Genomic DNA, 15141 nt, shown 5'->3' on the forward strand with positions numbered 1-15141 from the left:
ATAAATGTCAGATAACAGAATGACCAAAAAGAATACCACCAAGAGGATTCTTCCCTCTGATATACACGACTATATCAGGGTTCGTGGTGCCAGTGAACATAACTTAAAACATGTAAATGTAAAGATCCCGAGGGAGACTCTTACAGTCCTGACCGGTGTGTCAGGTTCAGGTAAGTCGTCTCTTGCTTTTGAGACCATCTTTGCAGAGGGTCAGAGACGCTACATGGAGTCTCTTTCATCCTACGCCAGAATGTTCCTGGGACAGATGGACAAGCCCAATGTTGAGGCAATCGAGGGACTTTCCCCCACAATATCCATCGACCAGAAATCCACCAACAAGAACCCCAGATCTACCGTTGGAACAGTTACTGAGATCTACGATCATTTCAGGCTTCTCTACGCGAGGATTGGTATTCCTCACTGCCCCAATTGCGGAAGAGAGATCCGCCGACAGACAGTGGATGAGATGTGCGATCAGATCATGGCCCTGGGTGACGGAACCAAGCTCCAGATCCTTGCACCTGTTGTCAGAGGTAAAAAGGGTGAACACCAGAAGACCCTGGACAGAGCTAAGCGTGCAGGTTATGTAAGAGCCAGGATTGATGGCAGCCAGTACGACATTTCCGAAGAAGAGATCAAGCTGGACAAGAATATCAAGCACAACATCGAGATCATCGTAGACAGAATCGTGGTCAGAGATGACAATGAGAATCTTCGCCGCAGACTTACCGATTCCATAGAGAATGCCCTTCAGCTTACAGAGGGACTTCTTCTTGTGGACGTAGTTGACGGACAGGAACTGAGCTTTAGTCAGAGCTTTGCGTGTCCTGACTGCGGAATCAGTATCCCTGAGATCGAGCCCAGAAGCTTTTCTTTCAACAATCCTTTCGGCGCATGCCCTGATTGTGTGGGACTTGGCTACAAGATGGAATTTGATGCCGATCTCATGATCCCCGATAAGAGTCTGTCCATCAATGACGGATGTATCGTTGTAATGGGATGGCAGTCAGCCAACAAGGACTCAAGCTTTAGTAACGCCGTACTCCGAACACTTGCCAAGGAATACAAATTCAGCCTTGATACACCTTTCGAGGATCTGTCTGAAGAAGTTCAGAATATGATAATTTACGGTTCTGACAGAACCGTTAAGGTTCACTATAAGGGTCAGAGGGGCGAAGGTGATTACCCCATCAAATTTGACGGCCTTATCAAGAACGTAGAACAGCGTTACAGAGAGACTTTCTCTGAAGCTATGAAGGCAGAGTATGAGGAGTTTATGAGAATTACTCCCTGCCAGCTTTGTGGCGGTCAGAGACTTAAGAAGGAGTCGCTTGCTGTAACCATAGATGACAAGAATATTTACGAGATCACTTCCATGTCCATAGATGAGCTTCAAAGCTATCTCGAGAACATGAAGCTCACAACTCAGCAGGAGATGATAGGAGCCCAGGTACTCAAGGAGATCAAGGCACGAGTTGGATTCCTTGTAGATGTGGGACTGGACTATCTGTCTCTCTCGAGAGCAACGGGAACTCTTTCCGGCGGAGAAGCTCAGAGAATAAGGCTTGCAACCCAGATTGGCTCAGGCCTCTGCGGAGTATGTTACATCCTAGATGAGCCCAGTATCGGTCTCCATCAGAGGGACAATGACAAGCTCCTTAATACACTTAAGAACCTGCGAGACCTTGGCAATACCCTTATCGTGGTTGAGCACGATGAAGATACCATGAGAGCTGCGGATTACATCGTTGACGTTGGTCCCGGAGCCGGCTCACACGGAGGCAAGATCGTTGCCTGCGGAACTGCCGAGGATATCATGAAGGTAAAAGAGTCTGTGACAGGCCAGTACCTGTCCGGAAAACTCAAGATAGAAGTTCCTGCTACCAGAAGACAGCCAAAGGGCTGGCTCAAGATAAAAGGTGCACAGGAAAATAACCTTAAGAACATCGACATAGATGTTCCGGTTGGAGTAATGACCATTGTTACCGGTGTATCCGGGTCAGGCAAGAGCTCTTTTGTCAACGAGATCCTCTACAAGCACCTGGCAAGAGATCTAAACAGGGCAAGAGTTATCCCCGGCAAGCACAAGGCCATTGAGGGACTTGAGCAGGTTGATAAGGTAATTGCCATAGATCAGTCGCCTATCGGAAGAACACCACGTTCAAACCCTGCAACCTATACCGGCGTATTTGACATGATTAGAGATCTCTTTGCGGGAACTCCCGACGCTAAGGCAAGGGGTTACAAGAAGGGAAGATTCTCCTTTAACGTTAAGGGCGGACGATGCGAAGCCTGCGGAGGAGACGGTATCATCAAGATCGAGATGCACTTCCTTCCTGATGTTTATGTGCCCTGTGAAGTCTGCGGAGGTAAGAGATACAACCACGAGACTCTGGAAGTCAGATACAAGGGCAAGAACATATACGATGTCCTGGATATGACAGTAGAGGAGGCTCTCAAGTTCTTTGAGAATGTTAAGACCATCAAGCGCAAGATCCAGACTCTCTACGATGTAGGACTTGGTTATGTGAAGCTGGGTCAGCCCAGCACAGAGCTCTCCGGTGGTGAGGCTCAGAGGATCAAACTTGCAACTGAGCTTTCCAAGGTTGGAACAGGCAAGACCGTTTATATCCTGGATGAGCCCACAACAGGTCTTCATTTTGCAGATGTCCAGAAGCTTGTTAAGATCATGCACACTCTTGTTGATCAGGGAAACACCGTTGTTGTCATTGAACACAACCTGGACGTTATCAAGACCGGAGACTATATCATAGATATGGGCCCCGAGGGAGGTTCCAAGGGCGGTACAGTGGTTGTTGCCGGAACTCCTGAAGAAGTTGCAAAGTGCAAAAAGTCCTATACAGGCGCATACATAAAGAGACTCCTTAAGTAAATAGGTTGTTGCATTGGGACGGCTCAATTCTTATTATTAAAATAGAGTAAATTTTGCCATCCGGGGGAGGGAAAACATGTCCACAAAGGACTTTGATACAAGACCTATAGACCTTAAAAGGTTCTTTAGACAGTTTGTAAAGAGATTCTGGATTGTCATTGCAGTAACAGCACTCGGTGCGCTGCTGGGATTTGTCAGCTATGTGATCTATAGCAATGTAAAGAGTGGCAATACAGTTTACCGCATAAGAAACGACTATTATATAAACTTTGATTACGAGGCATTTCCTCAGGGACCGGATTATTTCAATGCCTATACTTGGGACGGAATATTAAGAGATGACCCTGTTGTGAACAAGGTACTGGAAGTTGCCCCCGGCATTACCAAGGCTCAGATACTTGAGTCCGTCAAGGGAGAGATCCTCGGAGATTACAGGATTCTCACCGTTGTTGTTACAGGTACAGACAAGGAGATGATACAGAGCATTTCTGATGCCTACAAGGTTGCACTTCCTGCATTTGCAGATGTATTGGACATGATAGCATCAATCGATCTTTGGACAGATGCGGAGATTGAGGAGTATGACGAGTATACCAGAGAGGGCAATGCAGCATTTTTAGGTGCTCTCATAGGTCTTTTCGTAAGTCTGTTTGCAGTTCTTTTATACGGAATTTTTGACGATGCCATCTACACCGAGAGAGACTGGGTCATCAGATACCCACAGATCCCTTACCTTGGCAAAAGAGATACCGACGAGTACAACGCCAACAGATCACATCTTTTGCAGTATGATGGCAACTATATAGAGCTTGCCACAGATCAGTTCAGATATGATCTTGATGAATTCGACAGAATGAGAGCAGCGGACGGAGTTATCCTTAAGCTCAGATCCGGAAAAGATAAGACAGAGGTTATGGACAAGGTGGTCTATACCCTTAGGAAGCAGGATATAAAAATAGTCGGAGTGATGGAGTAAATGGTTCTTTACGTGCTGATAGCTGCCATCACCATCGTGCTGGCTTGCCATGTTCAGACAGTTTCTAAAGCGCATGGTGAAATATTGATGGGATATACTACAAGGCAGAGAGCTCTTAATGCTCTGTGTCTTGTTTCTGTGTTTGTGATACTTACAACCCTTGCAGCTCTTCGCCACGAGGTTGGCAATGACTACGGAACCTACGTGGTTACCTGCCATGAGATATTCCAGAGGGGATATGTTGTTACCGAACCCGGATTTAATCTGGCTGTGAGGATACTATACACACTCTCAGGCAAGGAAGATTATCTTCTGATGTTCGGAGTTTTCGGAGCCGCCATAGTAGCTGTTTTCCTGAAAGTGATCAGGGATCAGAGCGACAGCTTTGCCTGGGGTTTTTTCATATTCATGACATTTGGCCTTTACTACAAGAGCTTTAATACTGTCAGGTATTACTTTGCGCTGGCCATCGCCACCTTTGCACTGCGCTATCTGGTGGATATAGACTGGCAGGGTATCATCAAGTTCTTTGTACTGATACTGTTTGCAGCAACCTTCCACAAGTCTGTGCTGGTAGTAATTCCTATGTACCTTCTGGCAAGGGTGCAGTGGAAGAAATGGGCGATAGCTCTTTTGGCAGTCTTTGCTGCTGTGGTAGGACTCTTTAACAAACAGATAATGGATATTGCACTTAAGCTCTATCCTTCATACAGAAATACCGTGTATATCGAGGAAGTTCATACAATTATTGATTATGCAGCTCCGATAGCAGGATGCATTTTTGTCCTGGTGATATGCCTCATCTGCTACGAAGATGCCATCAAAAACCGCATCGACAATCGCATGTATTTCAACATGAACATCATGGGAACTGCTCTTTACCTGAACTGTTACTGGCTTCCTCTGGTAACGAGATTTTCATACTATCTGACAACGGCGCAGATGCTTCTTTTGCCAAATATCATCTGCAGCATAAAGAACCCAAAAAAGAAAAAGGCAGTTACAACTGCAGTAATCGCCTTCTGCGTTCTTTACTTTTTGTATTTCCTTAGAGAAGCAGACAAGATGGGCGTAAGAGTACTGCCATATAAGAGCTGGCTCTTTTACGATCACAGATGGCTCAACCAGACGGATACGTTCTAAAGATCTGATATAAAGCCACTACAGGAGGACTAATATGGATAATGCCCCCCAGAAAACAAAATCCTATGCAGAATTTTTAAGGAAAAATCGAATAGCAGTAAACAAATCCCTCAATGTCGTTTTGTGGTTCTGCATTTTTACAGGACCGGCAATAGCGCTTGGAGTCGCAGGAGATATATTCAAGAATGTGGATTATGATATATGCATTCAGATATCTGTGATAGTGGCGATACTTGCCTTTGGACATTATCTGATGCTTAAGAAGTGGCCGGATTCTGTGGTGACTAGTATTACTGCACTGTTGGCTTTTAACATGCTCCTGGCTCATATGACCTATGGACGTGTCGCGGTTTATCTGACCTGGTTTTTAGTGCCGCTCCTTAGCCTGCTGTTTTGTGATACCAGGATATATATTTTCGCTGTAATATCCAACTACTGTCTGATGCTGCTTTCTACATGGATGGTAGCGCCTTATTTTTCCGGTATGAGGTCAGACTATGAGACAACGCTGGCGTATTTTCTTAATGCAATTGGCGGATATACCATAGAGACCATTATCATGACATTCGCAGGTCTTGCCCTTGGAAGACTGGCGTCAACCTATTTCCGGGACACAATGGTCCAGCAGGAAGATCTGATAGAGCATGAAACTCAGATGACAGAGCAGCTCGACATTCTGGATTCAATGGCGGAGATTTATGACAAGGTTAACCTCATTGACTTCTACAAGATGACTGAGCGCCCTTTAAGAGACGATAATGCAGATGACAAGCTCCACGAGAAGAAGCTTGACTTTGCTGTGTATGACCACACTTATATGACCCGCCAGATTATGGGGGATATTGTAGAGGACCAGGCACAAGCGTTTATCAATTTTACAAATATAACTACTGTTCAGGACAGGCTTGGAGACAAAAAGATCATATCCGGTGAGTTCATCAACAAGTACAGCGGATGGTTCAGAGCTCAGTACATTGTGGCTGAAAGAGGCGATGACGGCAGACCGATGATCGTTGTCTTTACTATCCAAAGCATAGAAGAAGAGAAGAGACGAGAAGAGCACCTTATTCGTATAGCGATGACGGATGAGCTCACAAGACTCTATAACAGACGATGCTACGAGGAAGATATACTTGTGTATCATGAAAAAGAGATCGAGGACGATTTCTCTGTTTTCTCAATTGATGTAAACGGACTGAAAGCCGCCAATGATACCAAGGGTCATGCTGCAGGAGATGAGCTCATAAAGGCTTGTTCTGAATGTTTGTTAAAGGCAGTTGCCTCGAGGGGCAAGGTTTATCGTACCGGCGGTGATGAGTTTATTGCTATTGTACATACCGATGACTCAAAAGCTCTTTTGACTGATATGAAGAATGAGGCTGCATCCTGGCATGGCAAATATCAGAATGTACTTACAATAGCCGTAGGCTATGCAGCCCATAAAGATCATCCTGAACTTTCTGTAGAAGACCTTGAGAAGGTGGCGGACAGAATGATGTACAGTGATAAGGCTGAATACTACAAGGCTGCGGGAATAGACAGAAGAAAACAATAATTGTATACTTAACGGGATAATTTATTCATAAGATTTTCGGAGGATTTAGACATGAAGATGAGATATTGCAAGAGATGCCTTCAGCCGGATACAAGACCGGGCATCATATTCGATGATGAGCAGATCTGTTTTGCCTGCAGATACGAGGAATCCAAGGCTACAATAGACTGGGCTGCAAGAGAGGCAGAGCTCAGGGGCTTTGCTGAGGAAGCCAAGGCAGAGGCCAAGAAGAGAGGAAATATCTATGACTGTATCATCGGTGTTTCCGGAGGTAAGGATTCAACCTTCCAGGCAGTATATGCCAAGGAGAAGCTTGGACTTAATCCCCTTCTTATCAACTGCATGCCTGACGAGATCACAGAGATCGGTCGCAAGAACATCAATAACTTAAACAACCTTGGTTTTGACATCATCTCAATCCGTCCAAATCCTATCGTTGCCAAGAAGCTCGCAAGAAAGTCATTCTTTGAGCGCGGCAATATCATCGCAGCTTCAGAGTACTGCCTCTGGGCTTCTTCATACATCATGGCTGTTAAGTTCAACATCCCTCTTATCATCCAGGGCGAGAACGCAGCTCTTACTCTTGGCGCTGCCAAGAACCAGGAAGCAACAGGTAACGCTTTCTCTGTAATGCAGCTTGAGACAATCCGTGGAGCCAGCGTAGACAGCTTCGTTGATCTTTCAAACAACATTACTGAAAAAGATCTTTTCCTCTACAAGATTCCTACCGTTGAGGAGATGCAGGCTAAGGGCATCAAGGCTATATTCCTTCAGTACTACACCAAAGAATGGTCACAGGTCAGCAACGCAGACTTTGCTGTTGCAAGAGGACTTACCGGAAGATCAGGAGATCTTCATGATCTTGGCCGCTACAGAAGATACACAGCTCTCGACTGCGATCTTCAGATTCCTAACCAGATGATCAAGTACTTAAAGTTCGGTTTCGGATACGCTACAGATGAGATCTGCTACGACATCAGAGAGGGCCGATTCTCAAGAGAAGACGGAAAGTGGTACGTAAATGAGTACGACGGACTCTGCGGTCAGCAGTACATCGCCAAGGCCTGCAAGTATCTGTCTATCACCGAGGCAGAGTTCTGGGAAGTTGTTGATAAGTACGTCAACAGAGATCTCTTTGAGAAAGTAAACGGAAAATGGACTCCTAAGTTCACAGTTGGTGAGGACTATGAATCATAAGATAAAAAAGTATTGGTATATGTACTTAACAGGAACACTGCTTCTTATACAAGCGGCAGTGTTCCTTGTATTTCGTGGGGAGAGCTATTTTCAGATCCACGATAATTTAGATTTGTTTATGGGCCACTACGAGATGCTAAAGAAGGCGCATCTCTGGTTTGCCCACGGAGTTGACGCTCCCATTCTTCACGGAGTGCCAAGGGACCTCTTCGGTTCTGAGTTTAATCTCTACAATTTCTTTTACATAATTCTGCCCACCTATTGGGCGTACCTTGCCGGCTACGCTGCCAAGATAGCCATCGGAATGTTGTCTTTCATCCTCCTGGCCAAAGACATATATAAGGAGCGCTACGAAAACTATAAGCCCCTTGTTATCGTCATCGCAGCAGCTTTCGGAATGATACCGGTTTTCCCGACCTATGGTATTGCATTTACCTCGGTGCCTTTTATAGTTCTTTTCCTGAGAAAGCTCTACTTCGCGCAGAGCTTTAAAGAGAGACTTCCGTGGTATGTGGCAGTGTTCTTCTATCCGCTGATTTCCTACTTCTCATACCATGGCTTCTTTATCCTGAGCTACATGGTCTGTGCGGTTATCATCCTGTGGATCAGGGACAGGAAATTCCCAAAGAGCACCTTCGCATCAATCGTTGTTCTCTCATTGGGATATATCCTTCTCGAGTACAGGCTTTTCGGGCAGATGCTCGGAACGGATACTGTCACCATCAGGACCACCATGGACCACGGCGATCTGTCCTTCGGACAGGCCATGGCTACTGCCTTTAGTGAATTTGTGAACGCATCCTTCCACTCGGAGGATTCACATACCTACATTGTGCTGGGAGTGGTGCTGATTGCAATGGTTCTTATCAACATCGGCCACGTAAGAGCAGGTAAGGCAAAAGAGATACTGACAGATCCAATTAATCTGGTGATGCTCTGGATCATCTTCAACGTGTTGATCTTTGGTCTGTATCAGTTTGCACCTTTCAGGCATCTCTTTGAAATGCTGCTTCCGCCCCTTACAGGCTTTGAGTTTGCACGTACAGCTTACTTTAACACCTTCCTGTGGTACGCAGAGCTTCTTCTTGTTTGCATCCGCATGTACGATTATGGGAAAAAGAACCTTAAGCTGCTGGCAAACGTTATTGTCGCCCTGGCAGTGGTTGTTGTAATGTTTGTTCCGCAGGTTTACAACGATTTCTACTACACCTGCTACAACCAGGCGTACAAGGTTATTAAGCACAAAGAGACCAGCACGGTTAATTACAACGAGTTCTATTCAGCTAAGCTTTTTGAAAAGATCAAGGACGAGATTGATTATAACGGCGAATGGTCTGCTACCTACGGCTTCCATCCCGCTATCCTCAACTACAACGGTATTGCTTCCGTTGACGGATATCTCGGCATGTATGCTCAGGAGTACAAGGATAAGTGGACCAAGGTTATTGAGCCTGCTTTTGAAGGCTCACCTTCGCTTGCTTCATACTTCGTCGGATGGGGAGCAAGGGTCAACCTTATCTCAGCTGATGATGAAAACACCTACGCACCACTTCGCGTTATGGATCCCGTAGACAAGAGACTTGTTGCCGACATGGATGAGCTAAGGAGTCTTGACTGCAAATATATATTTGCAAGGTTTGAAATCAGTAATGCTGCAGATATCGGCCTTAATCTGGTTGGCAGTTACACGGATGAGAGCAGTCCTTATACCATTTTTGTTTATGAACTTTAAAGCACCTTGAGATTGGTGTGATAATTCTGTGATAAATCTAATGCTATTATCATTTTGTTGAGAAAAATGATAGGCCACAACGGTCGCTTAAGAGAGAAGAGGAGACAGATTTATTATGAAGAGAAGAATTGCACTTTTAATGGTTGGTGTTATGTTTGGACTTACAGCTTGCGGAACACAGCAGGTAGCAGAAGCACCTGCAGAGCAGGCACAGGAGACTGAGGCAGCGCAGGAGGTTGCAGAGCAGGCTCCCGAGACAGAAACTGCAGAAGCTGATTTGGGTCAGGACATTACTTATGTTGAGGACATGGTTCTTTCAACAGATCTTTATTCAATAACAATGCCCGAGGAATTCAAGGGCAAATTTCTTGCATACATAAACGGTAACGAGATCAGCTTCTACGACAAGGCAAGTAACGAGGCAGGCTTTGGTGGATATGCATTTTCCGTAGTTGCAGATGTAGACAAGAACTACATTGCAGGCGGAATGTACACAAAGGTTGGCGAGATCCTGACTCCCGAGGGACAGACTGTAGATGTCTTAAAGGGCTATCCATCAGATGTACAGTGGGATTACGTGACATATCCCGATATGGAATCAGCTGAGGATTACAACAAGCTTTATCTGGCAACAGACAGCATTATCGAATCCATTCAGGCAAATGATGGTTATTACTATATGTACGGTGCAGGCATCAAGGGTGAGGACCTGTACTTTGTTACACTTGATTCATTTGTTCAGGCCTGCACAGAGGGCTGGGATGCAGCCAAGTTTGAGGAGAATGGCCTTAGCCCGGAGTATGGTGCACTCATCCAGAACGAGGGCGAGAAGGCACTTGATAAGATTGGCTATGCTTACAGGGATATCTCAAGCGATGGTGTTGACGATCTCATCATCGGTGTTATCGGAGATAGCAGCGAGCCTACCGTGGTGTACGACATCTACACCATGGTAAACAGAGAGCCGGCACACGTTATCAGCGGAACTTCAAGAAACAGATGCTATGCCCTTGAGTACAGCGGATTTGCAAATGTTGCTTCCGGCGGTGCAAATGAAAACGAAGTGGCTTTATATGAGATCGAACCCGGCACAACAAATCTTATACAGCAGTTCACGCTTAAGTATGACGGCTACGAAGATGAGAAGAATCCATGGTTTGTAAGCTACGATGACGGAGCGACCTGGGAGAGCATGACCGAGGAGGATTACACAGACAGACTTAAGATGACTGAGGAGAGATACTTAAATCTCGACCTTAAGCCCATCTCAGACCTTATTCCTATCGATTATTCAAAGGTTGATCTTAGTAAGTACGCAACCTTCACCAAGATGATCGATGACTTCAAGCCCGGCATGGGATATGCAAATGAACCTGTCGGAGATACAGACGTATTCTTCGTTTCAAGCGCATGCTACAACGGAGAGAATGACACCAAGAATGCCATCGATTCATCACTGTTTGTATATGATAATGATTCTATCGTAATGATCGGTCAGGTAGCTTCAATCGGAACAGCTTATCCTGTTACCCTCAATGACGGTTACATTTACGTCGGCGGACATCATGAGGTTTTCAAGTACACAGTTAAGGATAATAAGCTCGTTGTAGCCGAGGAAGCATCCGAAGTCTTCGACACAGCAGGCAACGCTACTTACTACTACGCCAAGGACGGAGCTACTGCCGAAGAGGTTAAGGACGACTCCAATCTTACCAGAATCTTCGACGAGTACTTCTCCGGCCAGCCAGTAGAATACGCAGTCGTACAGGATTAATGAGTCACCGGGGACGTTTCAGTTCGTCTCAAAATGAGTCACCGGGGACGTTTCAGATTGACTCAAAATGAGTCAATCTGAAACGTCCCCAGTGACTCATCTTTTTTATTTTGTGCAATTAGAATATAATTGTTGATATGAGTAAAAGAGATAACACAAGAATTTACATATGCCACACCTACTACCACGCCTACATAGCTGTGGTAAAAGAGCTGGTGAAAAGACATGACTCAAGCGCCAAGGCGGACATCATGCTAAGCACAATGTCCAATGACTTCGGAAGGTTAAAAGAGCGCCTCGAGAGAGCCGGAGTGTTCGATAGAGTCTTCATGTTTGATGAGAAGGAAGATGTGACCAGCGAAGAAGTCATGAGCTATCACAGGGACAAGGGCAACATTGTTGCCAATCTTCTTCAGAGGATCACCTATACCAAACTTCTTGGCAAGCTCCAGGAACCACACATTCCGACGGACCTCTCAGCATACAGTGACGTGTATGTGTTCTGCGACTCGGACCCGATTGGCTATTACCTGAATTACAAGAAGATTCGCTATCACGCTGTTGAGGATGGCCTTAATTCCGGAAGGCTTGACGATCAGGCCCGCAACGCCAACAGAGGTGCATGGCCCCTTAAGCGCGCCATGGCAGCACTGGGACTTATTTTTATCGAGAGTGGATACAGCAGATATTGTATAGACTATGAAGTTAACGATATCAGCGCCAATCATTCGCTTCCGCCAAATGTAGTGGAGGAGCCCAGAGAAGAGCTAGACAAGAAGCTCACCCCGGAAGATCATGCCATCCTGGTTAATATCTTCCTTGAGAACAAAGACAGCGTAGTGTCACAGCTCGTCGGAGACGGCAGCGATACTCGTCCGCAGGTAATGATCCTTACAGAGCCCCTGTGCGAGATGGATGTCCGCAAGAAGCTCTTTGGCGACATCATAGATGAGTACAAGGAGGACAACCGCGTTATCATCAAGCCCCATCCCAGGGATGTCCTTGACTATGAAAAAGAGTTCCCTGACACCGTTGTCATCAGAGACAAGTTCCCAATGGAAGTTCTTGGCGACATCGAGGGCTTTAAAGTTGATAAAGTGATCTCCGTCATCACTCAGATGGAGAATGTTTATTTTGCAAAAGAGATTGTCTATCTGGGCCTGGATTTCCTTGATAAATACGAGGATCCGTCCATTCACAGAAAGACAGAAAATCTCGACAAGTAACTCGGAGCAGCACTGCTGCCCAAAAGGAAAAATAAAATGGCATTGTTTTTACGTAATGCGACAATTGAAGATGCACAGGATGTCTTTAACTGGAGAAATGACCCCGATACCCGCGCAAACTCTTTTAACAAGGACGAGATCGACCTTGAGAGTCACATGCTATGGTTCGGAAAGCGCCTGGGCCGTGAGAACACGCTCATGTACATCCTCATGAACGGCAACAAAAAAACCGGCAATATCAGGATAGACATAGAGGGAACCACCGGCGAGATCAGCTACATGATAGCTCCCGAAGCCCGCGGAAAGGGCTATGGCAAAAAAATTCTCGCCCTTCTTGAAAAGACCCTTTCAGAAACGCCGGCAGGAGAGCGGATAACCGTCCTCAAAGGCAGTGTCCTTAAAGGCAACAAAGCTTCCTGCAAGTGCTTTATCGCAAACGGCTATACCCAGTCAGAGGAAGAAGATTCCTACTGCTTCACAAAAGAAATTTGAGGTGATAAACAACTATGTTCAATAAAGAGATCAGGATCGGAAACAAAACTGTTGGAGAAAACCACCCTGCCATGATAGTGGCTGAGCTTTCCGGCAATCACAACGGTGACTACAACAGAGCCATAGAGATCATCCACGCAGCCAAGGAAGCAGGCGCGGATGCCATCAAGCTCCAGACATATACAGCTGATACCATAACCATCGACTGCGACAAGCCCTGGTTCATGACACCCGGCGACGGACTCTGGGCCGGAAGAACCCTTCACAACCTCTACGAGGAGGCCTACACTCCCTGGGAGTGGCACGAAGGTCTTTTTGCTGAGGCCAAAAAACTCGGAATGGAGGCGTTCTCATCACCCTTTGACCCCACATCTGTAGATTATCTTGAAAACTTAAATGTCCCTGCCTACAAGATCGCAAGCTTTGAGATAAACGACATTCCCCTTATTAGGAAGATCGCAAGGCTCGGCAAGCCCATTATCTTCGCGACAGGAATTGCCTACGAGGAGGATATAGAGCTCGCTCTTAACACCTGCAAGGAAGAGGGTAACGACCAGGTGATCCTTCTTAAATGCGTCAGCGCATATCCTACACCCTACAACCTTGTGAACCTTCGCATGATGCAGAATCTTAAGGACAAATACGACTGCGTTGTCGGCCTCTCAGACCACACACCCGGCGGAACAATTCCCGTTGGAAGCATCGCCCTCGGCGCCAGGATGATAGAGAAACATCTTACTCTGAACCGCTCAGCCGGAGGCGTTGACGATGCCTTCTCCATGGAACCCTCTGAGTTTGCCCAGATGGTCAAGGAAGTGCGCATCATGGAAGAAGCCCTCGGAAGCTACGAATACAAGCTTACTGACAAGCAGATCAAGGAACGCGGCCTTTCAAGATCTCTTTTCGTGGTAAAAGACATTAGGAAGGGCGAGACCATAACTGAAGAAAACGTGAGATCCATCCGCCCGGGAATCGGAATGCACACCAAGCACTACGAGGAAGTCCTTGGCAGAAAGGCGTCTCAGGACATAGAGAAAGGCACACCCCTTAGCTGGGAGCTTATTGACTGATGATCGGTATTAGAGCAGATGCCAACAGAATAATCGCAACAGGTCACGTCATGCGCTGCATTACTATCGCAAAAGAAATAGTAAAGCAGGGAGAGTCTGTGACCTTTTTTGTGGCGGACGAAGAGTCAGGGGAGCTTGTTAACCTATATGCGAAAGGCGTTTCCGGCATCGATACGATAGTTCTTGGCAGTAACTGGCAGGACATGGAAAAAGAGATCCCGGCACTTAGACGCGAACTTGATGAGCGCAAAATTAAAGCCCTTCTTGTGGATTCCTATCAGGTCACTGCCAGATATTTTGAAGAGCTTAAGGATATCTGCCCCATCGCCTACATGGACGATCTGGGAAAAGAGCCTTATCCGGTAGATATACTCATTAACTACAGCGGATACTATGAGAGCATGAACTATAAAGAGCTCTACAAGGGACAGAGCGGATACAGGAAAGCGCCAACAGAGCTGCTTCTTGGCCTGTCTTACGCACCACTTCGCGAGCAGTTTTACTCAGATACAGATCGCATCAATACAAAAAGCGATGCCTTCAACATCCTTGTCACTTCCGGAGGAACGGACAATTACCGAATGCTCTCCGGTGTGATAAAGGCCATGGAGGAGCAGGACCTTATATCAAAGGCAAATTTCAAGGTCGTTGCAGGCAACATGGTATCCGGCATTGATATACTTGAAGACTACGCAGGCAGATATAAAAACGTGGAAGTTTTAAAGAACGTAAAGCAGATGGCAGATCTGATGAGGAGCTGCGACCTTGCCATCGCTGCAGCAGGCACCATGCTGACGGAGTGCGCGGCTGTTTGCCTCCCTGTCATCTACTATCAGGTGGCTGACAATCAGAAGTTCAACGTATCATTCTGGCAGGGAACAGGCGGAATGTCTTTTGCAGGAGATGTTACCAAAGAGGGAGACAGAGAAGAGACCTTGCAGAATATCTGCAATCAGGTGAAAGCTCTTTTGACGAATAAAGAAAAACTGTCGGCCATGAAGAATGCCCTTTCCGGCGTTACTGACGGCCGAGGAGCTGTAAGGATTGCAAAAGCTCTTTTAACAAAAAATAAGTGAGGATTTA

11 protein-coding genes are annotated in these 15141 nt (G+C 46.1%); all 11 read left to right on the forward strand.

Going from position 1 to position 15141, the window contains the following annotated elements:
• The first annotated feature begins 19 nt into the window (after nt 1–19).
• The 11 genes from uvrA to pseG all read left to right on the forward strand — a co-directional run bounded on the left by uvrA (nt 20) and on the right by pseG (nt 15134).
• Complete coding sequence (uvrA, locus tag G633_RS0112195) at nt 20–2893, forward strand: excinuclease ABC subunit UvrA (RefSeq protein ID WP_051154880.1); 2874 nt, start codon at nt 20–22, stop codon at nt 2891–2893.
• 76 nt (nt 2894–2969) lie between these two features.
• Nucleotides 2970–3869, forward strand: a complete 900-nt coding sequence (locus G633_RS0112200; protein WP_022768063.1) for a hypothetical protein — start codon at nt 2970–2972, stop codon at nt 3867–3869.
• Nucleotides 3870–5012, forward strand: a complete 1143-nt coding sequence (locus G633_RS0112205; protein ID WP_022768064.1) for an EpsG family protein — start codon at nt 3870–3872, stop codon at nt 5010–5012.
• Between the two features lie 34 nt (nt 5013–5046).
• A complete protein-coding gene (locus G633_RS19380; protein ID WP_022768065.1) occupies nt 5047–6567 on the forward strand; it encodes a sensor domain-containing diguanylate cyclase in 1521 nt (506 codons plus the stop codon).
• Nucleotides 6568–6618: 51 nt separating this feature from the next.
• The gene (locus G633_RS18295) at nt 6619–7764 is read left to right on the forward strand and encodes an N-acetyl sugar amidotransferase (RefSeq protein WP_022768066.1); all 1146 of its coding nucleotides are present in this window, start codon (nt 6619–6621) and stop codon (nt 7762–7764) included.
• The gene (locus tag G633_RS0112220) at nt 7754–9496 is read left to right on the forward strand and encodes a DUF6044 family protein (protein ID WP_026520082.1); all 1743 of its coding nucleotides are present in this window, start codon (nt 7754–7756) and stop codon (nt 9494–9496) included. The genes G633_RS18295 and G633_RS0112220 overlap by 11 nt, the downstream gene beginning before the upstream one ends.
• A gap of 115 nt (nt 9497–9611) precedes the next feature.
• Nucleotides 9612–11270 carry a hypothetical protein gene (locus G633_RS0112225; protein WP_022768068.1) on the forward strand — a complete coding sequence of 553 codons (1659 nt, stop codon included), beginning with the start codon at nt 9612–9614 and terminating at the stop codon, nt 11268–11270.
• A gap of 137 nt (nt 11271–11407) precedes the next feature.
• Nucleotides 11408–12496, forward strand: a complete 1089-nt coding sequence (locus tag G633_RS0112230; protein ID WP_035771366.1) for a glycosyltransferase family 52 — start codon at nt 11408–11410, stop codon at nt 12494–12496.
• A 36-nt stretch (nt 12497–12532) separates the two neighbouring features.
• On the forward strand, nt 12533–12988 hold the full coding sequence (locus G633_RS18300; RefSeq protein ID WP_051200177.1) for a GNAT family N-acetyltransferase: 456 nt from the start codon (nt 12533–12535) through the stop codon (nt 12986–12988).
• Nucleotides 12989–13002: 14 nt separating this feature from the next.
• Nucleotides 13003–14058, forward strand: a complete 1056-nt coding sequence (pseI, locus tag G633_RS0112240) for a pseudaminic acid synthase (RefSeq protein ID WP_022768071.1) — start codon at nt 13003–13005, stop codon at nt 14056–14058.
• Nucleotides 14058–15134, forward strand: a complete 1077-nt coding sequence (pseG, locus tag G633_RS0112245) for a UDP-2,4-diacetamido-2,4,6-trideoxy-beta-L-altropyranose hydrolase (protein ID WP_026520084.1) — start codon at nt 14058–14060, stop codon at nt 15132–15134. The genes pseI and pseG overlap by 1 nt, the downstream gene beginning before the upstream one ends.
• Nucleotides 15135–15141 lie beyond the last annotated feature (7 nt).

It is taken from the genome of Butyrivibrio sp. FCS006 (assembly GCF_000424525.1).
Taxonomy (GTDB): Bacteria; Bacillota; Clostridia; order Lachnospirales; family Lachnospiraceae; genus Butyrivibrio.